Origin of the sequence: Arthrobacter ruber, from assembly GCF_002954225.1 — a bacterium.
GTDB classification, from domain to species: domain Bacteria; phylum Actinomycetota; class Actinomycetes; order Actinomycetales; family Micrococcaceae; genus Arthrobacter_D; species Arthrobacter_D ruber.
This window is the reverse complement of record NZ_PPTH01000014.1, coordinates 143,019-169,181: the sequence shown is the minus strand read 5'-3', so window position 1 is coordinate 169,181 and position 26,163 is coordinate 143,019. Positions and strand designations below refer to the sequence as shown.

The 26,163-nt window shown below is 68.9% G+C and carries 25 protein-coding genes; 14 read left to right on the top strand and 11 right to left on the bottom strand.

All coding sequences use genetic code 11. The annotated features are described in order from the left end of the window. Window positions 1–76: 76 nt before the first annotated feature. The 4 genes from CI785_RS05910 to CI785_RS05895 all read left to right on the top strand — a co-directional run bounded on the left by CI785_RS05910 (window position 77) and on the right by CI785_RS05895 (window position 2,794). Complete coding sequence (locus CI785_RS05910) at window positions 77–421, top strand: ArsR/SmtB family transcription factor (RefSeq protein WP_105031165.1); 345 nt, start codon at window positions 77–79, stop codon at window positions 419–421. Further along, window positions 418–906: an SRPBCC family protein gene (locus CI785_RS05905; protein ID WP_105031164.1), complete on the top strand. Its 489-nt coding sequence runs from the start codon at window positions 418–420 to the stop codon at window positions 904–906. The genes CI785_RS05910 and CI785_RS05905 overlap by 4 nt, the downstream gene beginning before the upstream one ends. A 99-nt stretch (window positions 907–1,005) precedes the next feature. Next, complete coding sequence (locus CI785_RS05900) at window positions 1,006–2,007, top strand: acetamidase/formamidase family protein (RefSeq protein ID WP_105031163.1); 1,002 nt, start codon at window positions 1,006–1,008, stop codon at window positions 2,005–2,007. 19 nt (window positions 2,008–2,026) lie between these two features. Further along, window positions 2,027–2,794, top strand: coding sequence for an SDR family NAD(P)-dependent oxidoreductase (locus CI785_RS05895; protein WP_105031162.1), 768 nt, complete (start codon window positions 2,027–2,029; stop codon window positions 2,792–2,794). Between the two features lie 170 nt (window positions 2,795–2,964). On the opposite strand, the gene CI785_RS05890 is transcribed toward CI785_RS05895, so the two are convergent. Further along, complete coding sequence (locus CI785_RS05890; RefSeq protein ID WP_105031161.1) at window positions 2,965–3,798, bottom strand: alpha/beta fold hydrolase; 834 nt, start codon at window positions 3,796–3,798, stop codon at window positions 2,965–2,967. Between the two features lie 95 nt (window positions 3,799–3,893). Here CI785_RS05890 and CI785_RS05885 point away from each other — a divergent pair, with 95 nt between their 5' ends. Then, entirely contained in the window at window positions 3,894–4,472 is a 579-nt protein-coding gene (locus CI785_RS05885; RefSeq protein WP_105031160.1) for a TetR/AcrR family transcriptional regulator, read from the top strand. Here the strand turns inward: CI785_RS05885 and CI785_RS05880 are convergent. Both CI785_RS05880 and CI785_RS05875 read right to left on the bottom strand, forming a co-directional pair. Beyond that, on the bottom strand, window positions 4,469–4,771 hold the full coding sequence (locus tag CI785_RS05880) for a GNAT family N-acetyltransferase (protein ID WP_105031299.1): 303 nt from the start codon (window positions 4,769–4,771) through the stop codon (window positions 4,469–4,471). The two genes, CI785_RS05885 and CI785_RS05880, sit on opposite strands and share 4 nt — an antisense overlap. Window positions 4,772–4,837: 66 nt before the next feature. Then, window positions 4,838–5,242 (bottom strand): SpoIIAA family protein, encoded by a 405-nt coding sequence (locus CI785_RS05875; protein WP_105031159.1) that lies wholly within the window; start codon window positions 5,240–5,242, stop codon window positions 4,838–4,840. Window positions 5,243–5,381: 139 nt separating this feature from the next. On the opposite strand from CI785_RS05875, the gene CI785_RS05870 reads away from it, so the two are divergent. Both CI785_RS05870 and CI785_RS05865 read left to right on the top strand, forming a co-directional pair. Further along, entirely contained in the window at window positions 5,382–6,140 is a 759-nt protein-coding gene (locus CI785_RS05870) for an SDR family NAD(P)-dependent oxidoreductase (RefSeq protein ID WP_105031158.1), read from the top strand. A 143-nt stretch (window positions 6,141–6,283) separates the two neighbouring features. Next, complete coding sequence (locus CI785_RS05865) at window positions 6,284–6,937, top strand: SDR family oxidoreductase (protein WP_105031157.1); 654 nt, start codon at window positions 6,284–6,286, stop codon at window positions 6,935–6,937. A gap of 32 nt (window positions 6,938–6,969) precedes the next feature. Here CI785_RS05865 and CI785_RS05860 read toward each other — a convergent pair whose 3' ends face one another. The 4 genes from CI785_RS05860 to CI785_RS05845 form a co-directional block, all read right to left on the bottom strand. Next, window positions 6,970–8,661 (bottom strand): HNH endonuclease signature motif containing protein, encoded by a 1,692-nt coding sequence (locus tag CI785_RS05860; RefSeq protein ID WP_105031156.1) that lies wholly within the window; start codon window positions 8,659–8,661, stop codon window positions 6,970–6,972. A 127-nt stretch (window positions 8,662–8,788) separates the two neighbouring features. Beyond that, window positions 8,789–9,334 (bottom strand): heme-degrading domain-containing protein, encoded by a 546-nt coding sequence (locus CI785_RS05855; protein ID WP_105031155.1) that lies wholly within the window; start codon window positions 9,332–9,334, stop codon window positions 8,789–8,791. Window positions 9,335–9,432: 98 nt separating this feature from the next. Continuing rightward, complete coding sequence (locus tag CI785_RS05850; RefSeq protein WP_240615032.1) at window positions 9,433–10,179, bottom strand: M10 family metallopeptidase domain-containing protein; 747 nt, start codon at window positions 10,177–10,179, stop codon at window positions 9,433–9,435. A gap of 453 nt (window positions 10,180–10,632) precedes the next feature. After that, a complete protein-coding gene (locus CI785_RS05845; RefSeq protein WP_105031153.1) occupies window positions 10,633–11,514 on the bottom strand; it encodes a pullulanase X25 domain-containing protein in 882 nt (293 codons plus the stop codon). 182 nt (window positions 11,515–11,696) lie between these two features. Between CI785_RS05845 and CI785_RS05840 the strand changes: the two genes are divergently transcribed. Together CI785_RS05840 and CI785_RS17260 are read left to right on the top strand one after the other, a co-directional pair. Beyond that, on the top strand, window positions 11,697–12,149 hold the full coding sequence (locus CI785_RS05840; RefSeq protein ID WP_105031152.1) for a DoxX family protein: 453 nt from the start codon (window positions 11,697–11,699) through the stop codon (window positions 12,147–12,149). A gap of 175 nt (window positions 12,150–12,324) precedes the next feature. Next, on the top strand, window positions 12,325–15,948 hold the full coding sequence (locus tag CI785_RS17260) for a choice-of-anchor I family protein (protein WP_105031151.1): 3,624 nt from the start codon (window positions 12,325–12,327) through the stop codon (window positions 15,946–15,948). A gap of 107 nt (window positions 15,949–16,055) precedes the next feature. Here CI785_RS17260 and CI785_RS05830 read toward each other — a convergent pair whose 3' ends face one another. The 4 genes from CI785_RS05830 to CI785_RS05815 form a co-directional block, all read right to left on the bottom strand. After that, on the bottom strand, window positions 16,056–16,409 hold the full coding sequence (locus CI785_RS05830) for a TfoX/Sxy family protein (RefSeq protein WP_157940183.1): 354 nt from the start codon (window positions 16,407–16,409) through the stop codon (window positions 16,056–16,058). 163 nt (window positions 16,410–16,572) lie between these two features. After that, on the bottom strand, window positions 16,573–16,896 hold the full coding sequence (locus CI785_RS05825; protein WP_105031149.1) for an NIPSNAP family protein: 324 nt from the start codon (window positions 16,894–16,896) through the stop codon (window positions 16,573–16,575). A 57-nt stretch (window positions 16,897–16,953) separates the two neighbouring features. Then, window positions 16,954–20,571 carry a TM0106 family RecB-like putative nuclease gene (locus CI785_RS05820; RefSeq protein WP_105031148.1) on the bottom strand — a complete coding sequence of 1,206 codons (3,618 nt, stop codon included), beginning with the start codon at window positions 20,569–20,571 and terminating at the stop codon, window positions 16,954–16,956. A gap of 116 nt (window positions 20,572–20,687) precedes the next feature. After that, window positions 20,688–21,485: a nitrilase-related carbon-nitrogen hydrolase gene (locus tag CI785_RS05815; RefSeq protein WP_105031147.1), complete on the bottom strand. Its 798-nt coding sequence runs from the start codon at window positions 21,483–21,485 to the stop codon at window positions 20,688–20,690. Window positions 21,486–21,618: 133 nt separating this feature from the next. Between CI785_RS05815 and CI785_RS17030 the strand changes: the two genes are divergently transcribed. The 5 genes from CI785_RS17030 to CI785_RS05795 all read left to right on the top strand — a co-directional run bounded on the left by CI785_RS17030 (window position 21,619) and on the right by CI785_RS05795 (window position 26,133). Continuing rightward, on the top strand, window positions 21,619–21,792 hold the full coding sequence (locus CI785_RS17030) for a hypothetical protein (RefSeq protein ID WP_157940182.1): 174 nt from the start codon (window positions 21,619–21,621) through the stop codon (window positions 21,790–21,792). Then, window positions 21,789–23,249: a purine-cytosine permease family protein gene (locus CI785_RS05810; protein ID WP_240615031.1), complete on the top strand. Its 1,461-nt coding sequence runs from the start codon at window positions 21,789–21,791 to the stop codon at window positions 23,247–23,249. Before CI785_RS17030 ends, CI785_RS05810 begins: the two co-directional genes overlap by 4 nt. Next, window positions 23,246–24,346, top strand: a complete 1,101-nt coding sequence (locus CI785_RS05805) for an alcohol dehydrogenase catalytic domain-containing protein (RefSeq protein WP_105031145.1) — start codon at window positions 23,246–23,248, stop codon at window positions 24,344–24,346. Before CI785_RS05810 ends, CI785_RS05805 begins: the two co-directional genes overlap by 4 nt. Window positions 24,347–24,407: 61 nt before the next feature. Beyond that, window positions 24,408–25,028, top strand: a complete 621-nt coding sequence (locus tag CI785_RS05800; protein WP_105031144.1) for a TetR/AcrR family transcriptional regulator — start codon at window positions 24,408–24,410, stop codon at window positions 25,026–25,028. Window positions 25,029–25,203: 175 nt separating this feature from the next. Then, window positions 25,204–26,133 carry a nuclease-related domain-containing protein gene (locus tag CI785_RS05795; protein WP_157940181.1) on the top strand — a complete coding sequence of 310 codons (930 nt, stop codon included), beginning with the start codon at window positions 25,204–25,206 and terminating at the stop codon, window positions 26,131–26,133. Window positions 26,134–26,163: the final 30 nt, after the last annotated feature.

Below are 26,163 nucleotides of genomic sequence, written 5' to 3'. Positions count from 1 at the left end.
GCCCCCTTGTCCCACCTGAATGGCGGGTCTACACTGAGGTAATCAACCGACAAGTTGATCAACGAGGAGGTGGATCATGCGGGACGACGCTCTCGATGCTGCCTTCTCCGCGCTCGCCGACCCGGCCCGCAGGGCCATCGTGGCGCGGCTCTCGCGCAGTTCCGCGACCGTGAACGAACTCGCGGAACCCTTCACCATCACGAAGCAGGCCGTCTCGAAGCACATCCAGGTGCTCGAGCAGGCCGGCCTGATCACGCGCACGCGGGACGGGCAACGCCGTCCCTGCCATCTCGACCCGGCCGCCCTCGAGGCATTGACCGGCTGGATCGACACCTACCGCCTGGAGGCCGAGCGGCAGTACCGCCGGCTCGACGGCGTCCTCGCAACCCTGAAGGACCAGCACAGCAAGGATCAGTCATGAGCAATCCCACCACCATCACCGCACAGCCCGGCCAGTCGTTCGTGGACATCGTCCGGGAGTTCGACGCACCCCGCGATCTCGTGTTCCGCGCCTTCACGGAACCGGAGCTCGTGCGCCAGTGGCTCGGCCCCCACCGGATCACCACGGAGATCCGCGAGTTCGACGCCGTCGCCGGTGGCGCCTACTCCTACGTGCACCGCGACGACGACGGCGGCGCCTACGGCTTCCGCGGCATCTTCCACACCGTCGTGGCCCCCGAGCGGATCATCCAGACCTTCGAGTTCGACGGCGCTCCGCATCAGGTGAGTCTCGAGAGCATGACCTTCGAGGACCTGGGGGACGGCCGGACGCGGTGCTCGGGCCGGTCCGCCTTCCTCGCCGCCGAAGCCCGTGACGCGATGATCAGCAGCGGCATGGAGGTCGGGGTCAACGAGGGCTATGAGCGGCTCGACGTCGTGCTGTCCTCACTCTCCGTGACGAGCTGAGAAGCGGGCTGCCGGGGCGGCTTGAAACGCGACCTGATGCGCGAGCGTGGGGCGGTCCCGGCCCTTGTCCGGGCTGGGGCCTCCCCGTAGCATCCCGTCATGGAGATCATCGAGTATCACCCGCGGCGTGACCAACTCGTGTACACCTTCGGAGGCAGTGCGCCCGTCCTGACGGTGCAGGCCGGCACGGCGCTCAGGCTCTGGACCGAGGACGCCTTCAACAACGCGCTGACCTCCGTGGACGACGTGTCCGGGGAGAAGGTGGACCTCAACTTCGTCAATCCGCAGACCGGCCCGTTCTACGTGGAGGGCGCCGAGCCCGGTGACACCCTCGCCCTCCATGTCGTGGACCTCACGCCGGCCCGCTCCTACGGTGCCTCCGCCACCATCCCCTTCTTCGGCGGACTGACCGGCACGGACCGCACGGCCACCCTGCAGGAGCCCCTGCCGGACATCACCTGGATCTACCACGTCGACACGGAGCGGCGGACGGTCGGCTTCCAGTCGCGGCTCGGCGACTTCGAGGTGGCTCTGCCGCTCGAGCCGATGCTGGGGACCGTCGGGGTGGCTCCGCCCGGAGGAGAGGTCCGCTCCGCCCTCGTGCCCGAACGGTTCGGCGGCAACATGGACGCCCCCGATGTGAAAGCCGGCACCACGGTCTACCTCGGCGTCAACGTGGAGGGCGCCCTGTTCTCCATCGGCGACGGGCACTACCGCCAGGGCGAGGGTGAGGCGTGCGGCACCGCCGTCGAGGGGGCCATGCACTCGACCATCATCGTGGAGCTCATCAAGGGCGGCGCTCCCGCATGGCCGCGCCTGGAGACCGACTACCACTGGATGGCCGTCGGGTCCTCCCGTCCGATGGAGGATTCCTGGCGCATCGGACAGCTGGAGATGGTCCGCTGGTTCGGCGACCTCTTCGGGCTGCACCCACTCGACGCCTACCAGCTCCTCACCCAGACGGCGCTCGCGCCGATCGCGAACGCCGTGGACGTCAACTACAGCGTGGTGGTGAAGGCGCCCAAGGCGCTCTTCCCAACCGCCGACGCCTACGGCGGGCTCCACGCCCACCTCCGGCGGCAGGCCGCGGAACTGCGTTGACTCCCGCTCCCGACCGAGGATGCCCACGGATCTGCACCTCACCGGCGCGACAGCCCTCGTCACGGGCGGCACGAAGGGCATCGGCCGCGCCATCGTCGAGTCCTTCGCCCGGGAAGGAGCGGATGTCGCCTTCTGCGCGCGTGATGCCGCTGAGGTGGCGGCCACCGAGGCGGCGCTCGCCTCCTTGCCGGGACGCGTCACGGGATACGTAATCGACGTCGGCGACGGACCGGCGCTCACCGCGTGGGTGGACACCGTGGCCTCGGAATTCGGTGGGATCGACGCCGTCGTGAGCAACGTGAGCGCCCTCGCGATCGCCGACACCGACGAGAACTGGGAGGCCAGCCTCCGCGTGGACCTCATGGGGACCGTGCGCCTCGTCAAGGCGTCGCTGCCCCATCTCGCCCGAAGCGCCCTGCCCTCGATCACGGCGATCTCGAGCGTGTCCGGCCGCGAGGTCGACTTCGCCTCGGGCCCCTACGGCACGGTGAAGACGGCTCTCATCGGTTACATGGCGGGACTCGCCTTCCAGCTCGCGGAGCAGGGGATCCGGGCGAACACCGTCTCGCCCGGTAACACCTACCACGTCGGTGGCGTCTGGGAGGGGATCGAGCAGAGGGACCCGGAGCTCTTCGCCACGGCGATGGAGCTGAACCCGACCGGCCGGATGGGCACGCCGCAGGAGGTCGCGGACGCGGTCGTGTTCCTTGCCAGCCCGCGGTCGGCCCGTACCACCGGCGCGAACATCCTGATCGACGGCGGACTCACCCGCGGCATCCAGCTGTAGACCCTGTGCTTGGTGCTTGGTGCTTGGTGCTTGGTGCTTGGTGCTTGGCGTTTGGCGTTTGGCGATGCACGCCGGATGCCGGATGACGCGCTAGACGCTGCACGCCGGACAGCGAAGGGCGCCGGATGCACCGGCGCCCTTCGTTCGGTTCGCTTGTTGGACTCGGTCGGTTACTTGGAGAGGAACCGGAGCAGGATCTCGTTGATCTCAGCGCCGTGCGTCCAGAGCATGCCGTGCGGTGCGCCCTCGATCTCCACGTACTCGGCGGAGGGCAGGCGCTTGGTGAACTCGCGGCCCGTCGAGTCGATCGGCAGGATGCGGTCCTCCGTGCCGTGGACGATCAGGGCCGGCACGGTCACCTTCTCGACGTCGGAGCGGAAGTCGGTCAGCCAGGAGTCGACGACAGCAAAGGAGGCGTACCAGGACGAGCCCGCGGCGACGTTCCACGCGTTGCGCAGAGCCTCCTCGCTGAGCCGGTTCCCAAGGAAGGCGTCGGTGTTGAAGAAGTCGTTGTAGAAGTTGCTGAACCAGGCGTAGCGGTCCTCGATCGCGGCACTGCGGATGCCGTCGAACACCGTGGACGGCACACCCGTCGGGTTGTCGTCGGTCTGGAGCAGGAAGGGCTCGAGCGAGCCGAGGAAGGCCGCTTTCGCCACACGTGCCTCGCCGTAGGTGCCGATGTAGCGGCCCACCTCGCCGGTGCCCATCGAGAAGCCCACGAGGACGACGTCGTTCAGGTCGAGGGTCTCGAGTACGGTGTTGAGGTCCGCGGCGAAGGTGTCATAGTCGTAGCCGGTGGTGGGCTTGCTGGACTTGCCGAACCCGCGGCGATCGTACGTGATGACGCGGTACCCGGCGTTCAGCAGTGCCGCGGTCTGCTTCTCCCAGGACCCGCCGTCCAGGGGATAGCCGTGGATCAGGACCACGGGCTGGCCCGCTCCGTGGTCCTCGTAGTAGAGCTCGATGTCCGTGCTGTTCTCGGTGCCGACAGTGATGAAAGCCATGATGCAGTCCTTGTCTCGAGAGGGGAGAACGTTCGTTCTCGCTCGGTGCTCACAGCGTATAGAACGCTCGTTCTCTTTTCAAGTAGAATGGACGGATGAATATCTCCGAGGCGCGGACCCGCATCGTCGCGACCGCCGACGAGCTCTACAACGCGCGGGGCATCCAGGCCGTGGGGATGGACGAGCTGCGTGCGGCGGCAGGCGTCTCGCTCAAGAAGCTGTACCAGGAGTTCCCGTCGAAGGGCAGCATCGTCATGGCGGTGCTCGAACGCCGTCACCGGTCCTGGGCCGAGGGGCTCGAGGCCACAGTCCGTCAGGCCGCAACACCGCGCGAGCGCCTCCTCGCCATCTTCGACTACCTCGCCCAGTGGTTCTGTGAGGACTCGTTCCGCGGGTGCGGATTCATCAACAGCTTCGCCGAGCTCGGCGCCGTGAGTCCCGAGGTGGCCGAGTACGCACGGGAGCACAAGGCGTCGTTCCAGGACTACGTGGTGCGCCTCGCGAATGAGGCTGGTGCGCCGTCGTACCTCGCGCCGCAGCTCTCGATCCTCGCGGAGGGTGCCCAGACCACGGCGGCGATCGCCGGCACGACCGAAGCCGCACGGCAGGCGCGGAGCGCGGCCGAGGTGCTGATCGATACTGCGCTGGGCGGCAGGAGCAGCAGGGCGGCCTAGCCCACCAGGTCCTGGTACTCGGGGTGCTCCTCGATGAACGCCGCGACGAACTCGCACTGCGGCACCACGGTGAGGTGCTCGGTACGGGCGTCGTCGAGCGCGTACCGGACCAGGGTGCTGCCCACGCCGTGGCCCTCGACCGCCTCGTCCACCACGGTGTGCGTGAAGGTGATCGTGCTCCCGGAGCGTTCGTAGGCGGCGATGCCGGCCTGCTCGCCGTCGAGGGTGGCGACGTAGCGGCTCTTGGCCTCGTTGTTGCTGACCTGTACATCGCTGTCGGTGGTGTTCTCGGTGCTCATGATGTCACTGTGGCACCCGCCGCGCAGGGCGGTCAACGCTTCCCTCCCACGCGGATCTGACAGCCGTCAGTCGGACCGGGATGCCGTCGTGCCCCGCTCGACCGTGCCCTCCTTGACCCCGTCCTGCTCGCCCGCGCTGCTGCGCAACCAGGTGAGGGCCTCAATCTCGGACGTGAAGAAGCGCGTGGTGGTGGGGGAGCGGTGCGAGAAGCCCGACATCACCTCGTCGACGGCGTCGGCACCCACCAGTGCGACCCTCGAGAAGCCGCGGTAGGACGCCATGCCCACGCGGGCCTCCGGGGTGACACCGGAAATACCATGCATGTGCACAAGGAGGGGGAGGGCGGCAGGGCCGTGGAATTCGGCCAGGGCACGCGCGGCGGCGACGGCAACGGCGTGGGTGATCTCGACGCCGCGGTTCCACCGCAGCGTGAGGACGCCCCTGTCGAGGTGCGCACTGAACGGGTCCATCTCGGTCCTTCACGGGAAGTGGCATGGGTAATGGCTTGACAGCGTACCAAGCAGCGGCTGCGCGGCCGGAGTCCTGTCCACGCCCGCCCGCTCTGACATGCACCTGCCCGCCCTGACATGCAGGAGGTAGCGTCATGGCATGACTCTGAGCATTCTAGTGACAGGAGCGAGCCGCGGTATCGGCGCTGCCATCGCCCGGGAACTCGCGGGGCGCGGTCATCGCATCGCGGTGCACGCCGGGCGCGATGCCGCGGCGGCTCAGGGCGTCCTGGCGGATCTCCCCGGGTCCGGGCACGCCGTCGTGGTCGGGGACGTGGGTGACCCGGAGGCGTGCCGGGGTATCGTCGACGCCGCCGTGCAGGATCTCGGGGGCATTGACGTGCTGGTCAACAACGCCGGGATCTTCGAGGCGCACCCGATCGCGAGCACGTCCTACGAGGACTGGCAACACGCGTGGCGGCGCACACTCGACGTGAACCTGATGGGACCCGCGAACCTCGCGTGGCTCGTGGCGCGTCACCTCCTGCACCGGGAGGCCGGCCCGGAGGGTGGCCGGCTGGTCAGCGTTGGCTCGCGCGGCGCCTATCGGGGCGAGCCCGTCAACCCCGCGTACGGCGCCAGCAAGGCTGCGCTGCACTCCATGACCCAGTCCCTGGCCGTCGCGCTCGCGCCCCATGGGATCCTCGCCGCGGCGGTCGCTCCGGGCTTCGTGGAGACGGACATGGGCAGGACCGTGCTCGACGGTCCGGGCGGAGACGCCGTGCGGGCGCAAAGTCCGTTCAATCGCGTGGCGACGCCGGAGGAGATCGCCCGGGCCGTGGCCTGGCTCGCCACTGACGCACCGGTCTGGGTCAGCGGTACGGTGGTCGATGCCAACGGGGCGTCCTACCTCCGGTAGATGCGTTCCCGTCCTCGCACTCTTCCGCCGGGGGCCGGGAATAGGCCTGCGCTGGGGGCTGAACACCGGATGACCGGTGGCCAGTGCCGGGCCCAGGGGGCTAGCGTCGAAGGGAAGACATCCGACGAGAAGAGGGAGTTCCCATGTCACGCGTAGCCATCATCGGTGGGCACGGAAAAGTAGCACTGCATCTGACGAAGATCCTGACGAGCCAGGACCACCAGGTCACCTCGATCTTCCGTAACAAGGACCACGCGGCCGACATCGAGGAGCTCGGCGCCACCCCCGTGGTGGTGGACGTGGCCGAACTGTCCGTGGCACAGATGGCCGACGTCTTCCGCGGGCACGACGCCGTCGTCTGGTCCGCCGGTGCAGGCGGCAGCAGCGTGGAGGCCACCTACGCCGTGGACCGCGATGCGGCGATCCGCTCGATGGACGCTGCCCAGCAAGCATCGGTGGGCCGCTACGTCATGGTGTCCTACATCGGTTCCCGCAAGGATCATGGGGTCCCCGAGGACAACGGCTTCTTCCACTACGCGGAGGCCAAGGCCGCGGCGGACGAGCACCTGCGCAACTCGGAGCTCGCATGGACCATCCTCGGTCCGGGCGGACTCACCACCGACCCCGGCACCGGGAAGATCGAGGTCTCCGACGAGCCGCAGCAGGATTCCGTGACCCGCGAGGACGTGGCACACGTGGTGGCCGTGGTCCTCGGTGAGCTCGGGACGGTGGACAAGACCATCCGGTTCAACAACGGGAACACCCTCATCGCGGAGGCCATTCAGGCTTCGCTGTAGCGCTCCCGTTCCCCGTCGGCTGCTGGCGCTGCTCATCCAGTGGACCGGCTCCGGCGGGATGCAGGGGCTTCGGCGCCGTGACGCACGACTTCCTGTTCGACCGATAGCCCTGCCTGCCAGTAGGTGTTTCGTCGTGGGGCGCCTGCCCGGCCCGGTCTACCTCGCATGGTGAACCACGGAATGCCGCTGCGTGCTTCGACGACCCATGTTCCCTGGTGAATGACGTGGTGATGCCGGGAACAGAGAAGTACGCCGTTGTCGATGCTGGTCGGGCCACCTCGAGCCCAGCGTCTGATGTGGTGGGCTTCGCACCAACTGGCCGGGATGGAGCAGCCGGGAAAGGCGCAGCCCTTGTCCCGGGCTACGAGCGCGCGCCGGAGATGGGGTGGGAAGAGTCGCTGCGCCCGCCCGACGTCGAGAATCCGGCCCTGTCCGCCCAGCACCAACGGGATGATGTCGGCGTCGCACGCCATCTTGCGGATGGTCCTGGCGCTGATCTGTTGGCCGAACACGGCGTGCCCTGCATGCTGCGTCTCACCGATCAGATCCTTGTAGTCGATTGTGACCATGACCTGCGGACGGTGACCGCCGGTCGCTGGAAGGGCACCTGTCGTCAGGGCGATCCTGCAGGCGGAGACGAGGCCATCGAGAAGCCGCTGGGGTCTCGTGGGAGCGGAAGGGTCAGTCGTCTCGTCTGCGTCTGACGCAGGTGTGCCGGATCCCGCTGCCGAGTCCCGGGAACCGCCTCCCATGGATCCCTCGGCCACGCCGTCCTGATGCCTGGGGTTGGCAGTCGAATTCATGACGGTCACGAGGTGCTCGAACTGATCGTCGGTCGCGCCGATCTCCAGCAGATGCAGTCCGTTGCGTCGTCCTTTCAGGAACACGCCCTGCCGTGCACGCAGCACCCTCTCCGTGGGCTCCTGTCCGTCCTGATCGAGCACACCCTCCCAGCGCCGTGCGAGCGCCCAGAGGATGTCTTCATCGGACTCCACCGCGTGTTTCGTCAGGTGGCGCTCCATCCCCTCCAGCTGACGTGGCGTTGCGAAGGAGTGCACGCGCTCGAGCGACTGCACGACAAGCGTGGCAGCCCTCCCGCTGATCGCACCCGACCCGACCGCTCGCGACAGGACCTCGAATCGAGGGGGAACCGCTGCCCCCGTCGGTGAGATCGTGGGGAGTACCACGTCAGCGAGTTTCAGTCGGCGCTTCGCCTCGGTCCGGCCGATGCCCAGCGTGGCGCGGAGAAAGTCGGCACAGTCCCTGTAGCCGGCGCACGCCGAAGGCAAGGACGCCGCCGAAGCCGATGACGCTGATAGCGCCGCCGAAGCTGAGGATGCCGCCAAAGCCGATGACGCCGATAGCGCCGACGCTGCCACGGTCGTAGCCGCCGTAGGCGACCCAGCCGACGCGGCATCGGCCGGGTCCGTGTCCACGACGCCATTTCCGCCCGACGAGCATGCTGGAGCGCCGGGGAACGGGCGGTCGCCGAAGCCGTCAGGGGAGGCGAAACGATGCTCGTCGGCCAGTCGGGCGGCGACGATCTTCAGATGATCCACCAGTCTGGAGGCACGCTCGACGTCGAGGATCACCTGCAATGCCTCGCTCCCCGACAGAAGACGATGGTGCCCGCTCAGCCGCTGGCCGCAGTAAGCGAGCGCCTCACATGCCGAGGCCAATGCCGCAGAGGCGCCGGGGAGGTTCTCGAGCGGTGCAATGGCCATGTCCCAATTTTATAGAACACCCGTACTATTCGTGCGTCTGGGAGGCGAATGTGGAGGGGAAGTGCGCCGGGTTGTCCACATAGAAAGGGGGTGTGGACAGACCCGGCCGGGGTCGACGCCGGAGCGCCTACAGGCCGTCCGCCGCGTGGAACGTGCGGAGCGCCTCCACCACGAGCCTGTGGTCCTCGAGCTGCGGCAGTCCCGACACCGTCACGGTGGCCACCGGTCCCACGCCCCGGATGTAGAGCGGGAACGAGCCGCCGTGGGCGGCGTGGGTGGTGGCGTCGAACATCGGGTTGTCCTCCATGCGGCCGCCGTTCCGTCGCGCACGAAGACCCACGAGCAGGGACGGCACGTAGTAGCGCTGTGCGGTGCGGGCCTTCGCGTCGAGCCAGAAGTCGTTGTCGGGGGTGGCGCCGTCGAGCGCGGCGCGGAACAGGATGTGGTCCGGTCGGCAGATGCTGACGGCGATCGGCAGGTTCCGACCCACTCCGAGCTGGACGAGCAACTGTCCGAGGGCCACGGCGTCGTCGTTGGTGAAGCGGGTGAACTGGAGTTCGGCGACCTCGCCCTCGACCTTCGCGATCAGCGCCTCGAGTGCTTCCGCAGGCTGGTCGCTGCCGCCGTCGGGATCGAACGGACGGATGACAATCGAGGGGGCGTCATTGCTCATTGAATAAATCTACGCGGTGGTCAGGCTGCGGCGGAAACCGGTCCGGGCACTCACATGGGTGGCTCTTGACAGAAGTCCCATCTTCGGTGATCACGGGGTCAGAGCCCGGGCGCGCAGGGTCCGGTGCCGAGGAGTGCGAGCCCGGCGCGGTCGCCCTCGCCGAAGGAGATCCTGCCTGTGTTCTCCTCGAACATGAGCTCGTGTGGATCATCGATGTGGTCGAGTCCCACAACGTGTGCGAGCTCGTGCATGACGAGTGCCTTCAGGTATGCGCGACCGCCCGGGATCAGCAGGGTCTGGACGGCATCGGGTGCGTCGAGCTGCACCTGCCCTCCCACGAAGACGAGGGGCTGGCCGGGCGACTGGGCGTAGTCGCTTCCACCCAATCCGGCGACATCACCGGCGAGTCCGGGGATCTCCGCCGGACTGCTCCAGGTGATGAGCACCGGCACCCACGTCTCGCCGTACAGCCCCGGCTGATACAGGTCGCGCTCCTCGGAGGGTGCCTCCGTCGTCGTGCCGTCATCCACGAACTGCAGCCCCGTGGCCGCGGACACCTCGGCCACGGCCTCCTGCACCAGTCCCTCCGACCCCGACGGTGCGTTGTCCGGACGCACCACGTAGTGCACCGGGCGGCAGGGGTCGTAGGCGATCCACTCCTGATCCTCCACCGGTGACTCGAAGAGCCGGTACGCCGTCGACGCCGGAGCGGGCGGCGGGGTGCCGAGCGGCACCTCGTTCGCTCCGACACCGCGGGGCGGGACGTTCGCGCCGGGCAGGTGCGGCAGGGCGACAGGCAGGACGAAACGATCGAACAGCGACGGCGTCGCATAGAGGAAGACCACGAGCGCGAGGACGGCAGCGGTGCCGAGCCGCAGCCTCGGGCGCGGTCGTATGCGGCCCCTGCGCCTCGGCGATGTGTACCCCGGGTGGTTCCGCGCGCCACGCTGCGGGCGCCGACCGGTCGGCGCACCACGCCACGGTTGTGGTGCTGTCGGTTGACCGGACGCCTCGTCCATCGCCCACCGCGGTACTCGGCCCGACGGCGACCGCCGCACGTCCCGCGCGGCATCGCCCCGCTCGTGATGCCACTCGCGATCCAGTGTCCCCATGTGCTGCGCTTCCCCCGTTCCGGCAGATCCAGGTCCATCGTGCGGCACGGGCAATGGGTCCCATCGCGGTTCGAGGGGTCCTTGGGCAATGCTGCGCGAAGGCTGCCGGGTTCTGCGGACCCGGAACGACGACGGCCCCGCCGGCCGCCCGAAGGCAACCGGCGGGGCCGAGGAGGGAACCAGGACCTAGGAGGTCTCGATGTCCTTCGAGGCGTAGTCGAAACGGAACGTCACCGAGGTGTCGGAGAGCAGGTGCAGCTCGTGGTTGGCGCCGTCGCGCACACCGAAGCGACCGTAGTTCTCCTCCCAGGAGCCGTCGACCAGGATCTTGAACTGGTAGGTGCCGGCGGGCAGCTGGAGCGTCTGCTTCCAGGTGTTCGAGGCGGCGTCGTAGTCCAGCTGCAGCTCTCGGAGGTCCGAGCTCCAATGCCCGGCCTCGCCGAACAGCGGGTCGAAGTCGCCGGAGAGAGCGACGGACTGCGGCTGACCGTGCCAGGCGTCGTCGGCGGTTCCCTCTGCGGGCGAGACGACGCCGTCCGAAGCCACCTCGAGGGTCGGCGTGACATCCGGCGGCGTCGTGTCCTCGGCGGGCGCGGCGTCCTCGGCGAGGGCCGCCTTGGCCTGGGCGACCTCCGTCGGATCGACCTCAACCTCGGCCTGCACGGCCTGCGACTCCTCGCCCAGCTGCTCGGGAGCCGCCGGTGCATGCACCGGAGCCGCAGGAGCCGTCTCGGGCACGGGAGCGCCGCTGATCATGGCATTGATGAACTGTTCGGAATCGGTGAAGGCACTGACCGCGCGGACGCCCTCGTCGGTGGCAGTCCAGCCGCCGCGGCCCTTGACGAGCCAGCCGGCCTTGACGAGCTTCGACGTCGCCGTCGTGAGCGCCTTGAAGCCGCGGGGAACACCGCCGGCGAGGAGCTCGGATTCCTTGTCGTCGAACGGGACCTCGGCCACGGCCTGCGCCATCAGCTCGGAGGGTGCGACGACGGTGCCCGCGGCCTGGTGGGCGGCGAGCAGGGCGAGGGTGGTGCGCAGTCGGTCGTTGGTGCGGTTCCGGGGGGCCATGGCGGTCTCCTTCGTGGGGCGGGCGGCAATCCGTCGTCCACCATGCCCCTGCAGTCCGCACCCGGAGGATGCCGTCCCACGGGACGGATTCCTACCTGGTCGGGCTCGACGATGCTGGAGACTGCGGATGACAGCACCCCGACTTTATCCGAGTCCTACGCATTGCCGCTATTGTGCGCTAGATGACGCCTCCAGCCGGTACCTCGGCGCCCCGGACCGCCGCCCGACTGGTGCTCGGGGCGTTTCTTCTGTTCGCCGGCGCAGCCCACCTGACGTTCGCCCGGTCGGAGTTCTCCGCGCAGGTTCCCGGGTGGCTGCCACTCGACGCCGACGTCGTGGTGCTGGCATCCGGCGTCGTCGAACTGGTGCTGGGCGCCGCGCTGGTGCTCCTCGGCAGGTACCGCGTGCTCGTGGGGTGGGTGGTCGCGGTGTTCTTCATCGCCGTCTTCCCGGGCAACATCGCCCAGTACGTCGACGGCGTCAGCGCCTTCGGGCTGGATTCCGACGGCGCGCGCCTGACGCGCCTGTTCTTCCAGCCGGTGCTGGTGCTCTGGGCGCTGTGGTCGACGGCTGCGTGGCGGGACCGCCGGACGCTCCGGCCGTCCTCGACGGGCGTGCGGCCGACCAGGGGCTGAGCCTTCAGCACTGGGCCTCCGTGGGCCCGTTGCTGGAGCCGTACCGGCCGATGGCCGTAATGGGGCCGAATCGCCCCGCGACCGACATCCCGGAACCCCCGTGCGTTCACCCCACCGCCACGTTCGGTTCGTAGACAGGAGAGGTTCGCACCCACCTCGTCCGCCCGGGAGAACCATGACTCCGTCCCGTCCCACCCGCCGACTGCGCGCGCAGGCCGCCGTCGCCGCCGTCGCCGTGACCGGCACCCTGCTGCTGGCACTGCCCGCGAGCGCCGCCGTCGTCCCGGAGCCCATCAGCTCCTCGGCACCCGACGCAGCCCTCAGCCTCACCCCGATCGGCTCGTACGAGAGCGGGGTCTTCGACGAATCAGCGGCCGAGATCGTCGCCTACCACGCTGCGAGCAAGCGCCTGTTCGTCGTCAACGCGCAGGCAGGTGCCGTGGACGTGCTCGACCTCGCCGACCCCACCACACCGGTCAAGCTCTTCACCATCGCGGGAGCCGGCGTCGCGAACTCCGTGGCCATCCGGACCGACGGCCTCGGCGTCATCGCGCTGGAGTCGCCCACCAGGACCGACGCCGGATCCCTCGTCTTCTTCGACGTCGCCGGAAACGGTGTGATCCTCGGTTCCGTGCAGGTCGGTGCCCTGCCGGACATGGTGAGCATCTCGAAGGACGGCACACTCGCCGTCGTCGCCAACGAGGGCGAGCCGAACGACGACTACACGGTGGACCCCGAGGGCTCGATCAGCGTCGTGTCACTGCCCGCCACAGTGGCCGCACCTGCCCAGGAAGCCGTCCGCACGGCGGGCTTCGGGGCGTTCGAGGCACCGGAGAACGGCGGCACCAGGGTACTGCCCGACGGCGTCCGCGTTTTCGCGGGCGTCGAAGGCTCCACGCGACCCGTCTCCGAGGGGCTCGAGCCCGAGTACATCGCGATCGACGGCGGCACCGCGTACGCCGCGCTGCAGGAGGCGAATGCCGTCGCCGTCGTGGATCTCGCGTCCGCAACCGTCACGGACATCTGGCCGCTCGGCGCGAAGGACCACGGCCTTCCTGGCAACGGACTCGACGCGTCGGACCGCGATCCGCGGGACGCGCCGACGGTGAACATCCGCACGTACAAGGGCCTCAACGGCCTATACATGCCGGACGGCATCAACGCCTACACCGCAGGCGAGCAGACGTACCTCGTCACCGCGAACGAGGGTGACGCCCGTGAGTGGGGCGACTACGCGGAGCCCGCCCGCGTGAAGGACCTCGGCACGGACGGTCTGGCACCGCTGTGCGAGACGAGCCCCCTCGCGGGGCTGACCGGCGACGCCGACCTCGGCCGCCTGAACGTCAGCACGGCCAGCGGCCTCACCCCGGAGGGCTGCTACGACGAGCTCTTCGCGTTCGGCAGCCGCAGCTTCTCCATCTGGACCACCGGCGGCGAGCAGGTCTTCGACTCCGGGGAGGACTTCGAGCGCATCACCGCCGCGGCGAACCCCGGCTTCTTCAACTCCAACCACACGGAGTCCAACCTCGAGGGCCGCAGTGACGACAAGGGCCCCGAGCCCGAGAACCTCACCATTGGCGTGATCGACGGCCGCACCTACGCCTTCATCGGCCTCGAGCGCGTTGGCGGCATCATGGTGTACGACATCACCGACCCCGCCACCAGCACCTTCGTCACTTATGTGAACAACCGCGACTTCTCGCAGTCCGTGGGCGACGGCGGCAACCTGGCGCTCGCGGGCGATCTCGGCCCCGAGGGCCTCACCTTCATACCGGCGAACGGTTCGCCGACGGGCAAGCCGATGATCGCGGTCGGCAACGAGGTCTCGGGCACCACCACGCTGTTCGACATCACCACGGATACCACCACGGTGCAGGTGCTCGGCATCAACGACTTCCACGGGCGCCTCGAGCCGAACCGGGCGGAGGCGGGGGCCGCCGTGATCGGTGGCGCGGTGAACACCCTGACGGCGGAGAACCCGAACACCCTCTTCGTCTCGGCGGGCGACAGCATCGGCGCATCCACCTTCACGTCCTTCTCGCAGCAGGACAACCCGACCATCGACGCGCTCGTCACGGCGGGCCTCGATGTCTCCGCGGTGGGCAACCACGAGTTCGACCGCGGTTTCGCGGACCTCACGGACCGCGTCCTGCCGCGTTACGGCGACACACGCTACGGCCTCGGCGCCAACGTGTACGCCAAGGGCACCAAGAACCCTGTGCTGGACGAGTACCACGTGGAGGAGGTCGACGGCGTGCGGGTCGGCTTTATCGGCACCGTCACCGAGGCCACGCCGACGCTCGTCTCCCCGGCGGGCATCGCGGACCTGGACTTCGGCAACCAGCTGGAGGCCGCGAACCGCGTGGCCACCCAGCTGCGCGACGGCGACGACGCGAACGGTGAGGCCGACGTCGTCGTCCTCCTCGCGCACGACGGCTCCGGCAGCACCGACTGCGCCACCATCGGCGCCGAGCAGTCGCCCTATGGCGAGCTGGTCCGCGGCGCATCTGCCGGCATCGACGCCATCTTCTCGGGGCACACCCACCAGGCGTACAACTGCTCGTTCCCGGTCGCGGGGCTGGAGGGCCGCGAGCGCCCGGTGCTGCAGGCCGGCCAGTACGGCACCATGCTGGACCAGCTGCAGGTGCGCGTGGATCGGGAGACCCGTGATGTCGTCTCGGTCGAGGCGGCACTCCTGCCGCTGACCGCGGACAACGCGCCGCTGTACCCGGCGGACCCCGAGGTCGCGGCGATCGTCGCCGAGGCGAAGGCCGCCGCCGATATCGAGGGCGCCGTCCCGGTCGGCTCCATCACGGCGGACATCACGCGTGCCGCGGACCGCGCCACGGAGTCGTCCCTCTCGAACCTGATCGCGGACATCCAGCTGGAGGCGACGTCGAACGCTGCGTTCGGCGGTGAGCCCGCACAGATCGCGTTCATGAACCCCGGCGGGGTCCGCGCGGACCTATTGTTCGGGGACGACGGCGGTGTGGTCACCTACGCGGAGGTTGCAGCCGTGCAGCCCTTCGGCAACACGCTCTTCACCCTGGACCTCACGGGAGCCCAGCTGAAGCAGCTGCTGGAGCAGCAGTGGCGGTCGGAGGATCCGGCGGACAAGCTGCACCTCGGCGTCTCGGAGGGCTTCGGCTACACCTACCAGCCCGAGGCCCCGCTGGGGCAGCGCATCACCTCGATCAGCTTCGAGGGTGCGGCGGTCACGGACGAGCAGGTGTTCCGCGTGACCACCAACTCGTTCCTCGCGGGCGGCGGTGACGGCTTCACGGTCTTCACCGAGGGCGCCAACCCAGCGGACTCGGGGCAGATCGACCTCATCGCCGCTGTGGAGTACTTCGAGGCGTTCAGCCCGGTGGAGCCGGCGGCGGTCGGCCGTGCGGCCGTCGGGACAGACCCGGGCAAGACGCCTACTCCGACCCCGACCCCGACGCCCACCCCGACTCCCACACCTCCGCCGACGCCCACTCCGACGCCTACTCCTCCTCCCGGTCCCACCGGTGATCCCATAGCGGGCGACGGCGACTCGGACGGCGGCGACTCGGACGGTTCGGGCGGCGGCGGTTCGGGCGGCGGCGACGGCTCCGGTTCCGGGTCCGGTTCTGGCTCCGGCAACGACGGTGCCGGCTTCGGTAACGACGACGGTTCCTACAGAGTCAGCGGAAACCTCGCCGACACCGGTGCGAATGTGCTGCTGGTCGCCGGAGCGGGTGTGGCGCTCGCGCTGCTCGGCGGGGCGCTGCTGCTGGTGCGGCTCCGTCGGGGCGGGGACGTCACCGCTCGCTGATGCGACCAGCAGTAACGATGCCCGGCGCATACTGTGCCGGGCATCGTCGTATCCCGGGCCGGGGGGCTGATTCACTCCGCCCTTGCCGGCATCCCGTACATCGGGTGCTACTGCGTGCCGGACGACGTCTGCGGCCGGCGGGAGTCTGTGCCCACCCGGAGCCAGAAGGCGAGGTCGGCATCGTCCGTGATCCGCTCACCCGGCACGGTCAGCCATCCGCGACCCATCGGCCGGTCGCCGCCCATCTGGGCCGGTACGCCGCCTCGCTCCAGCAGATCGTCGTACCGGGCAGGATCGGTGCGGACGAGCAGGTCCCCGTTCCGGCCGACGCCGACCGCCAGACTGTCATCGACCATGAACGACTGGAGTCCGAACATCCGTACTTCACGCACGTTCCGGTGCGAGGCCAGCAGGTCCCGAAGCCTCTGCACCAGGCTTTCACGAGGGTTGGGGGTCGCCACGGTCGCTCCTTCGTTCGACGTACACGCCGAATATGAAGTCGCCGTTCCGTCCTGTCAAGGGTTCGGTGGACGGTGGCCCGGCGGGCGACGACCTGACCGCGGTGCTCTGCCGGGACTCCCGCAACAAGGCGTCGTGGCGCGGTAGGTGTCAGTCGCCTGACACCTACCGGGCGACGGCGATGGGGTAGAGGTCCGTCCCTTCCAGCATCACCGATTCGATCTTGGCCGCGAGCGGCCCGTCCGTCTCCGATGCCGACTTCGCGTCGATCCAGCGCTGGTCCGTGCCGAATGCCTTCCAGTTGGCCTTCGGATCGCCGTCGTGTTGAAGCAGGTAGACGAGGACGTCGGGGGAGTCGACGGGCGTCCAATAGCCCAGGCTCTTCATGTTGTGCTCGATGAACAGGTTGATGGTGGAGTCGCGGAACCTGTTCAGCAGGGCGTCCATCTTGCCCGGCGAGGCGGTGTAGGTGCGAAGTTCGTAGGTCATGGCTCTCCTTGAAGAGGGAACTGGCGGTCGGGTTCAGCCTAGGCGGCCCTTCGGGCGTCAGCCGCTCGCTGCGGTGACCTGGTGTGCGGTCCCGGCGCCGAGGCCGATGAACGCGCCCAACTCCTCAAGGCCGGAGGGACGGCCGGGCATGAAGTTCGTCAGCTCGCGCGAGCGGATGACGGCGGCACGCCACTGGCCCCGCGAGACGGCCACATTGATGCGGTTTCGGTTCAGCAGGAACTCCACGCCGCGCGGCGCCTCGGACACCGAGGAACAGGCCATGCTCACCAGCACCACCGCGGCCTCCTGCCCCTGGAACTTGTCGACCGTCCCCACCCGGATGTCCCGGAGATCCGCGGCGTCGAGGGCGGCGCGGATCTTCTGCACCTGCGCGTTGTAGGCGGCAACCACCAGCACGTCGCTCTGCGCCAGCGGCCGAGGCAGCTCGTCCCCGCCCGGGTGCCACGGCAGACCAAGGTGCCTGCGCGCCTGCACGACGACCTCCGCTGCCTCCTCGTCCGACGCCACGACATTGCCGGCGTGGTCGACGAGGACGACGTCGACTCCGGCCGGCAACCCCTCGAGTCGGCGTTCCGCGGCAGCGGGTGCGGCGGCGAGCTTGCCGTCGTAGCTGAGCCGTGACACGGCGCCACACAGGTCTGGGTGCATGCGCCAGGAGTCGGCGAGGAAGTAGCCGAGGCGGGCGGGGAGCGTCGCGTGTCCGGCGGACAGCCAGCCCAGAGCCGACTCGTCCACAGGCTCCGGGTGCGAACCCTGCGTGACCTGCGGCAGTTGCTGCGGGTCACCCAGCAGCATCAGGCGTGACGACGCCCGGGAGACTGCAAGCGTGTTGGCGAGCGAGAACTGTCCGGCCTCGTCGATCACGAGCAGGTCCAGCGACCCGGGCGAGACGAGCTTGCCGGTCATGAACCACGACGTCCCGCCGATCAGGCAGCCATCATCCCCCGTGAGCAGGGCACCGATGGCACTGTCCGAGGTATGCGGCCAGGGGACAGGATGCTCCTTCTGCAGCTTCTTGCCGATCCGTTCCGGGTCCACGCCCGCTGCGACGGCTGTTGTGAGGAAGTGCTCGACGACGGCATGGGACTGCGCGACGACGCCGACCTTCCACCCCTGCGCCACGAGCCGGGCGATGACGCGCGAACCCACGTAGGTCTTGCCCGTGCCGGGCGGACCCTGCACCGCGAGGTAGGAGGAGTCGAGGTCGAGCACGGCGTCGGTCACGGCGGTGACGTAGTCAGCCTGCCCGAAGCCGTCATGCGCGACGACGGGCAGTGCGTCCCGCGTCGCCAACCGCGGCGACGCGCGGCGGAGGACATCGAGCCCAGGGTGCCGCGGGAGACCCGGTAGCGCGGCGCCGACCGAGTTCGCCAACTCGGCGAGGGACGCCTCCAGGCTCACCGTGGCCACCGGCTGATCGAGCGTCAGGGCAGTAGGCAGCTGCCGGTACGGCGGGACGTTCCCCGACGACTTTTCCGTGACCGTCATCAGCGTCCTGCCGGGAACGTCCGGGTCCGTCTCCACGCGCTCGACCACCGTTCCGAAACACCCGCCCCGGCCGAGCGGACCGTCCGTCGAGCTCTGCACGCCATCGGGCACCGGCGCATCGAACATGCGGAACCACGTCGAGCCCGGACGGAAGTCCGAACCGTCCGCGAGGACGCCCCGCAGCTGCACTGTCCGGGACTCCGTCCGCGCTCTCGACGTTGGTTTCACCCAGTCCTCCAGCACGGTCGCGGACTCCACGATGAAGACATCCCGCTGGTCGGACCAGCTGTCCCGGTCGTTCTCGAGCCGGTCGAAGTGCTCCCACCAGAACTGCTTGCGCTCGCGGCGGTGGTAGCCCGTGGCGGCGGCGACCATCGCGATCGCCTGGTCCTCCGCTGTTGGCGCGTGGTCCGCTGCACGCTGGGCGAGGTGGTCGCGCAGCCGGATCTCGTCCGGGGTCGGCTCGTCCGCGGGCCTCGGCTCGGGCTTCGTCCGTGCGTCACGGCCGCCGTCGGTATTCTCTGACTCCGTCGGCGCATCGGGCCGCGGCAGCTGCAGGAGCCAGTCGCGCAGGCGCAACGTGGAGAGGCAGTCGTACTCGTTGTAGTCGGTGATCGAGGCGAGGATCGTTGCGGCGGTTGCCTCGTCGCCGTCGTCCCGTGCCGCACAGTACTTTGCGTACGCGACCACGGAGGCACCGGCGTCGGCCACGTCGCCGGTGCGCAGGTGACTGCCCATGTAGAGGGGTTCGAGTTCCTTGATGGAGTAGGAGGCGGCGGAGACCCGCAGCGAGTGCCGGACCGTCGCGTACAGGTCCACCAGCAGGCCGGCGCGGAGCCAGTCGTCGACGATGTCCTCACCGGCGCCATGCCGGAGCGAGAGGATGCGCAGCGCCGTCTTCTCATACGGCGCGTAGTGGTAGATGCGCATGTCCGGGTGCGCGCTGCGGCGCTTCTCCACGTACTCGAGGAAGGCGAGGAACGCCTGCCGCTCCTCCCAGCGGGAGTGCGCCCAGAAGGGCCGGAACACCGGCGCATCTCCGGCGTCGGCCGGCTCCATCACCCCGAAGAGGTACTCCAGCCCCCAACTCCGGGTGAGCGGGTCCTGCCAGAGGGGATCGCCCTCGAAGTCGAAGAAGATGTCGCCCTCGCTCGGGGCGGGCAGTGTCGCCAGCGTGTGCTCGGCGAGCACCCGATAGCTGATCGTGTGCTCGACGCCTTTCTTGACGAAAGAGCGCGAGCCGTCGATGACGGCGGTGCCTGTCTGCATCCGGGCCTGGTCCCGCAGCCGCACCAGGGGGCCTCGGGTCTCGGCGTCGGACAACTCGGCGAGCGCGTCGATCGTGGTGATGTCTCTGCTGATCAGGTCCTTGCGCCGGGACGACGTCATCCCGGCCACCATCAGCAGGTCCCGGTGCAGGGCGACTTGCTCGGCGCAGTAGGCGCAGCGTCCGCAATGCACGACACCGCGCTGGCCCCATTCGACCACCGTGTCCGTCGCGCGGTGTGCACCGGTGAGGGAGCGGAACCGGTCCCGCCGTTCGCGGTAGACGGGCAGCAGGTCGGTGAGGGAGTGGACGCTGCGCTCGAGGTCGCCCAGCACGAGGGTGACCTGCGGCGCGGGTTGGAGGCCGAGGCGGATCAGCTGGTCGCCGTAGGCCGCCAGCTGCAGGAGTGCGCCAACCTTGGCGTGCCGGGCGAGCTTCGTGTCCCACACGGCGTAGCGTCCGGCGTACTCGGCGTCGAGGGGCTGCCGAACCAGGAAGTCGGCGTAGCCGAGGAATTCGCCGTCGAAGAACGTGGCCTGGAAGACGACGTCGGCCCCCGCGGTGAGGACGGCGGCAGTCTCCTCGTGCTTGGCGAGCAGCGCGGCTCGATCCAGGGTTTCTCCCCGCTCCACCCGGTACACCCCGGTATTCCGCTCCGCGTCCCAGTGGCCGTACTGAGCGGTCAGGTCCTCCAGTACCCGGAGTTCGTGGACGTCGCCCAGCGCACCCGCGAGCTGCTGCAGCTCGTCGACGGCGAACTCCGCCTTCGGGGCACGGCCGAGCTTCTCGTCGAGGATCCGCAGGGTCCGGTACTCGCACTCGCTCGCCGCGACGAGGTCGGTCGCGGAGAAGACCAGGTCCGGTTGAAGGGCCGGCGCGATCGGGTCGAGCAAGAACATGGTGCCCCCGGCATCAGTGGTGCGCGGGGACGGCTCCCGCGCTGCTCAGAATGTAGCAACACCCTCGGACATCCAGCGTCTCCAACGTGGCGGCGCCCGGGGGGATGCGGAAGCGGTCAGATGAAGAGGCTCGGCCGTCGGCAGGTGAGGTAGGTGTTGATCTCCCGGGCGCGCTGCACTTCCGTCGGGTCGACGTCGGCGAACAGCAGTTCCTCGTCGTGCCCCGCCATCCCGAGGAACGTCCCATAGGGGCTGGCGATGCAGCTCAGTCCCGTGAAGTCCGGGCCCGTGTGGTTCGCGTAGGCGACATAGACTCCGTTCTCGAGGGCTCGGGCAGGTACCAGCAGGGTCGAGATGCTCTCCGCGTTGTAGGTGTGCTCCGGCGCCCGACCGCCGACGTCGCCCGTCGCCGGCACGGCCGTCGGGATGAGGAGCACGTCCGCTCCCCGCTGCGCCGCACTGCGCGCGAACTCCGGGAATTCGATGTCGTAGCAGATGCCGAGCGCCACAGTGAGCCCCAAGAGGGGGACCAGTTCCGGAAGGTCGTGGCCGGGCACGAAGACGGACTGTTCCTCGGCCCCGAACAGATGTGCTTTCCGGTAGCGGGTCAGCTCCGCGCCCTGGCGGTCGAACAGCGACGCACTGATGTGCCGGCCCTCAGGACTGGCGTCGACCGTCGAGCCGACGAGCGCGATGCCGTGCCTGCGAGCGATGTCGCCGAGCGCGGACCGCAGACCGGGCCCGTCCGAGTCGGCTACGAGAGCCGGCGCGTAGCCCGTGGCGAAGAGCTCCGGAGTCACGAGGATCTCGGCGCCCCGCTCGGCCACGCGCGCGGCATACTCATCGACGCGGCGGAGGTTCTCCTCGACGGCGCCGGTGGCGCCGTCGGCCTGCAGTACTGCCACACCGGGCATGAGCCCTCCCTCTCGACGGCGATCGACGCTTCCAGGCGGTGCAGATTTCCAGCACCGATCCATTGACAGTCCTCATGGTAGGCACAACTATTGACCCGAACCGAATGACATTCGATTAGTGAGGACGGGAACGATGGATTCTGCAGACGCGGCTACGGCAGCCGCTCTCCGGCGGAGGCTCGAGGAGATCTCCGCCCGGGAACAGGGCGACGCCTCGCGGGCAGCGCTCTCGGGATGGGACCTCGGGATGTACGCCCTGGTGACCCTCGGAATCACCCTGCTGGGCTTCCTGGTGCTGGCGCTGTGAGCCGGAACCACCAAGACTCCACCGAGGTCGCCGGTGAGACGAGCGGATCGCTGGGTTCGTTGCCGCTCCTGCGCAAGGAGCGCATCTGGAACGGCGCCGACTTCACCGGCGTCAACATCAGCCTCGCCATCGCCACCTGGGCCTTCCTCGTCGGAGGGTCGACGGCGCTGCTCGTCGGCTTCCAGCAGGGCATCGCCGCGATGATCATTGGCAACGCGATCGGCCTCGGGTTCATGATCCTGGCCAGCGTCGTCGCCAGCCAGCGCTACGGCGTCGAGCAGTACACCATCCTCCGGCCGGTCTTCGGGATCGTCGGCGTGGGCGTCCTGGTCTTCACCGTCATCCTGATCACCGAGATGGGGTGGTCCTCACTGCTCGCGATCATGGTCGGGCGCGCTGTCACCCAGGTCTCGAACTCCGCGTTCAGCACCGATTTCGGTCCTGAGAGCCTCATGGTGACGGTCTTCGCCCTCGTCGCGATCGCCGTCTCCTGGTGGATCCTCTCCCGCGGTCCCGTCACCATCGGCCGGTTCAACAAGTTCATCGCCCCGGGCCTGATCGTCGTGACCGTCTTCCTCATGGTGTTCCTCGTTCTCAACACCTCGTGGGACACGCTGTTCAGCGCCGCGCCGCTCGCCCCGTTCGAGGACGACCGCCTCAACTTCGCCCTCGCCGTCGAGTTCAACGTGGGCGTCGGCGTGTCCTGGTACCCGGTCATGGGGTCCCTCGCACGGCTGACCAAGACCCCGCAGGCCGCCCTCTGGCCCTCCTACGGCGGGCTGCTCGGCGCCACGCTGATCGCGCAGATCGTCGGCATGGCCGCGGCGCTGACACTCGGCGACTCCGACCCGACGGTCTGGATGCTGCCCTTCGGCGGGCCGGTCCTCGGCGCTTTCATCCTGCTGTTCATCGCCTTCGCCAACATCACCAGCACGTCCTCCATCGTCTACTCGACGGTGCTGGCCATCCGGCAGGCGAGCGGCAACCTGCTGTCCCGGGTCAGGTGGGCCTGGCTCTGCGCGGCGTTCTTCGTCCTGCCGGCCATCCTCGCGTTCTTCCCGGGGTTCATGTACCTGCGGTTCATGACCTTCGTGACCCTCAGCGGCGCGTTCCTGGCCCCGATGTGCGGGGCGATCATCGCCGACTACTTCCTGCTGCGCCGCCAGCGCGTCGTCCTCGAGGACCTCTACCGTCACCGTGGTGAGAGCGCCTACCACTTCCACGGAGGCGTCAACTGGGCCGGTATGGCCGCCGTCGCCGTCGGAGCCGTCTTCTACCTGGTGATCTACAACCCGGTCACCCTCACCGCGCAGCCCATCTTCGGCTACATCACGGCGTCCTTCCCGGCGGCGATCATCGGCGCCGTCGTCTACTACGTCCTCGCCCGCGTCCTCTACGTCCGCCGCGGCGTCGGCGGCTACACGGCCGCTCCCGAGAAGGTCGAGGGGCGCGCATGAGCCGCGACTCACGGGCCGCGGTGCACCGCATCGGTTCGCAGGACCTCGAACTGACGACCGTCACGGTCGCCGATCCCGGACCGGGCACCGTCCTCGTCCGCATGGGCGCGTCGGGTGTGTGCGGATCGGACCGCCACGTGCTCGACGGCGACTGGACGCTCCCGTCCCCTACGGTCATGGGACACGAGGGCGCGGGCACCGTCGAGGCGATCGGCGAGGGCGTCACCGACGTCGCGGTGGGCGACCACGTGATCCTCTCCTGGTTCTACCCCTGCCGGCGCTGCACCGCCTGCCTTTCGGGGAAGTCCTACGTCTGCACGGGTAGCCGGTCCGAGGAGTGCCTGCTGCCGGACGGCAGCACGCCCGTGTCGGTCGACGGCGAGCGGGCGTACCCGTACCTGACCGTCGGGTCGATGAGCGAGTACGCCGTCGTGCCGGAGGCCGGGGCTATCCGCATCCCGCGCGAGGTCCCGTTCGACGTCGCGAGCCTCATCGGGTGCTCGGCCGCCACCGGCTTCGGGGCCGTGGTGAACGACGCCGACGTCGAACCGGGCTCGTCCGCCGTCGTCATCGGAGCCGGGGGAGTGGGGCTGTCGATCATCATGGCGTTGCGCCTCGTGGGCGCCCATCCGATCATCGCCGTCGACCTGAGCGAGCATAAGCTCACGGCCGCCCGGGGGTTCGGGGCCACCCATACGCTCGTACCCTCGGCAGACCTGGCCGAGGAGATCCGGGCCCTGACGGGCGGGGGAGCAGCGTACGCCTTCGAGGCCATCGGGCGGGTCCAGACCATCGAGTCTCTCCCATCGCTCATCGCGGCCGGCGGCAAGGCTGTCATCGTGGGACTGCCGCCCGAGAACAGCCCCGTATCCATCGACGCACTGGCGCTCGCGGAGAGCGGCAAGTCGCTCATCGGCTCCAACTACGGCTCCACCGTGCCGGGGCGGGACTTCCCGCGCCTCGCGGCGCTGTACCTCGCGGGGAGGCTGCCCGTGGACCGGCTCATTTCGCACCGCATCGGTCTCGACGAGGTGAACGAGGCGTTCGACGCGATGCGCCGGGGCGAGCGCGCCCGGAGCGTCATCGTGTTCCAGTAACGACGACGGCGGCTAGCATCAGGATCGACAGCGCGGCTCGGCCGCTTTCATCAGGGGGGACATGGGCAGGCCGCGCCAGGCGATTCTGTCGCAGGAGAAGATCTACCGGGCAGCCCTCGAGCTGGTCGACGAGTTCGGCGACTTCACGCTGCCGGGACTCGCGAAGCGGCTCTCGGTCAGCCCGTCGTCCATCTACCACCATGTGCAGGGCCGACCGGAGATCATCAACGGCATCCGGTCGGTCATCGGGTCCGACGCCCTGGCGGCGGGCGACTTCTTCACCGCCGGCCCGGCCTGGCAGGACCGGGCGGCGGCATGGGCGCGGAGCTACCGCAGCGCCCTAGGCCAGCATGCGAAAGCCATCCCGCTGCTCGTGGGGGAAGCGGTGACGGACGCGGCGACGCTGGAGATCTACGAGCACCTCGCGGCGGTGTTCGTGGAGCAGGGCTTCACGGCGAACGACGTGGTGGTGGCGGTGACGGTCCTCGACAGCTTCATGCTCGGTTCCGCACTGGACATGGCGTCACCGGAATCGGCTTGGCTCGCGAGCGCCGAGGACCAGCCCGCGCTGCACAGGGCGTTCGAAGCGTCGTCCCTGGGCGGGCCGCGGTCCGACCTGAGCTTCGAGGTGGGAGTCGCGGCCATCATCGCGCACCTCGGGACGCTGGTTCCTCAGGCCTGAACCGGATCGGCGTCTCGTGGGCGCACGACTACTCGTCAGGACAGCTGGGCTCAGCGGAATTCAGCGCCTTGACCGGAGCGCTCAAACCCTTCGGTACTCCTGTGCTTTTCCTTCCGACTACCCGCTCCGGATTCTCCTAGGCTGCTTGTGCAGCAGAAGGATTCTGGGGGAAGACGTGGAAGCAGGACAGGGCGCTGCGGAGCAGGCGCGGCGGCTGGGCGAACGAGTCTCCCGGCTGGAAACCGAACTCGCGCAGCTCGAAGCGGAACTGGAGAAGGCACGTAGAGCGCAGCAGGCTTGGCTCGCCGGAGCCGAGGGTGAAGCAAGGGTCGGTGAACAGCTGCGCCGGTTGGAGCTCCACGGCTGGAAGCTCCTGCACGACGTGCACTGGCCCGGTCGACAGAGGGCAAACATCGATCACATCGCCGTCGGTCCCGGCGGTGTGCTGGTCATCGATGCCAAGAACTGGTCGGGTGATGTTCGGCTGCACAACGGCGAGCTCCGCCGGAACGGCTACTCGCGCCAGCAGGAAACAGCGTCTGTGCTAACCCAGTGCGCTGAAGTGGCTGCGTTACTCGAACCGCAGCATCGCAGCCTGGCACAGGGTTGGATCTGTCTGGTGGGGCAACCGGACCTCAGCGGTACCACCACCTCCGGCGTGACCGTCGTGGGCATTGATCGGTTGGTCGACGCGGTGCTTGCGCTACCACAGGTGTTGGAAGAAGTTTCGGTCGAGATCATCCATGACTACCTGAAGGGCTTGCTGACGGGTCCGACGAGCCCTGGTGTTGCCACGACTGCGCTGCTCGATCGCACCGATTCTGCCTCGTCGGTCCTGACGGCTCGCCGGGCGGCTGCGGTGCGTCGAACCATTTCAGGTCCCCAGCCGACCATCCGTCGAGTCTCTCGTCCCGCGTCCGGCAGTCGACCCCGGCGGAAGAACCAGCCGAGCTGCCTCGGCGCTCTCGGGCGTCTCGTTCTGTTGGCGCTCACCCTTTGGATCGGGGCAGGGATGCTGCAGAGCTTTGCTGAAGCCCTGTCGACACCTCCTGTCTCACCAAGCCCGGGCATCGAGCAGGTAGTGCCCGTGGAAGGAGCGGGCTGAGGTCGGATGCCGGATGCCGGGTGGCGTTGG

What these genes read in the sequence shown, in the direction of transcription:
- CI785_RS05800 (WP_105031144.1), top strand. Translation starts at nt 24,408, where the DNA reads ATGGGCAGGCCGCGCCAGGCGATTCTGTCGCAGGAGAAGATCTACCGG.
- CI785_RS05885 (WP_105031160.1), top strand. Translation starts at nt 3,894, where the DNA reads ATGAATATCTCCGAGGCGCGGACCCGCATCGTCGCGACCGCCGACGAG.
- CI785_RS05840 (WP_105031152.1), top strand. Translation starts at nt 11,697, where the DNA reads ATGACGCCTCCAGCCGGTACCTCGGCGCCCCGGACCGCCGCCCGACTG.
- CI785_RS05880 (WP_105031299.1), bottom strand. Translation starts at nt 4,771, where the DNA reads ATGAGCACCGAGAACACCACCGACAGCGATGTACAGGTCAGCAACAAC.
- CI785_RS05890 (WP_105031161.1), bottom strand. Translation starts at nt 3,798, where the DNA reads ATGGCTTTCATCACTGTCGGCACCGAGAACAGCACGGACATCGAGCTC.
- CI785_RS05815 (WP_105031147.1), bottom strand. Translation starts at nt 21,485, where the DNA reads ATGCCCGGTGTGGCAGTACTGCAGGCCGACGGCGCCACCGGCGCCGTC.
- CI785_RS05900 (WP_105031163.1), top strand. Translation starts at nt 1,006, where the DNA reads ATGGAGATCATCGAGTATCACCCGCGGCGTGACCAACTCGTGTACACC.
- CI785_RS05860 (WP_105031156.1), bottom strand. Translation starts at nt 8,661, where the DNA reads ATGGCCATTGCACCGCTCGAGAACCTCCCCGGCGCCTCTGCGGCATTG.
- CI785_RS05825 (WP_105031149.1), bottom strand. Translation starts at nt 16,896, where the DNA reads ATGACCTACGAACTTCGCACCTACACCGCCTCGCCGGGCAAGATGGAC.
- CI785_RS05855 (WP_105031155.1), bottom strand. Translation starts at nt 9,334, where the DNA reads ATGAGCAATGACGCCCCCTCGATTGTCATCCGTCCGTTCGATCCCGAC.
- CI785_RS05870 (WP_105031158.1), top strand. Translation starts at nt 5,382, where the DNA reads ATGACTCTGAGCATTCTAGTGACAGGAGCGAGCCGCGGTATCGGCGCT.
- CI785_RS05895 (WP_105031162.1), top strand. Translation starts at nt 2,027, where the DNA reads ATGCCCACGGATCTGCACCTCACCGGCGCGACAGCCCTCGTCACGGGC.
- CI785_RS05905 (WP_105031164.1), top strand. Translation starts at nt 418, where the DNA reads ATGAGCAATCCCACCACCATCACCGCACAGCCCGGCCAGTCGTTCGTG.
- CI785_RS05805 (WP_105031145.1), top strand. Translation starts at nt 23,246, where the DNA reads ATGAGCCGCGACTCACGGGCCGCGGTGCACCGCATCGGTTCGCAGGAC.
- CI785_RS17260 (WP_105031151.1), top strand. Translation starts at nt 12,325, where the DNA reads ATGACTCCGTCCCGTCCCACCCGCCGACTGCGCGCGCAGGCCGCCGTC.
- CI785_RS05910 (WP_105031165.1), top strand. Translation starts at nt 77, where the DNA reads ATGCGGGACGACGCTCTCGATGCTGCCTTCTCCGCGCTCGCCGACCCG.
- CI785_RS17030 (WP_157940182.1), top strand. Translation starts at nt 21,619, where the DNA reads ATGGATTCTGCAGACGCGGCTACGGCAGCCGCTCTCCGGCGGAGGCTC.
- CI785_RS05875 (WP_105031159.1), bottom strand. Translation starts at nt 5,242, where the DNA reads ATGGACCCGTTCAGTGCGCACCTCGACAGGGGCGTCCTCACGCTGCGG.
- CI785_RS05845 (WP_105031153.1), bottom strand. Translation starts at nt 11,514, where the DNA reads ATGGCCCCCCGGAACCGCACCAACGACCGACTGCGCACCACCCTCGCC.
- CI785_RS05820 (WP_105031148.1), bottom strand. Translation starts at nt 20,571, where the DNA reads ATGTTCTTGCTCGACCCGATCGCGCCGGCCCTTCAACCGGACCTGGTC.
- CI785_RS05865 (WP_105031157.1), top strand. Translation starts at nt 6,284, where the DNA reads ATGTCACGCGTAGCCATCATCGGTGGGCACGGAAAAGTAGCACTGCAT.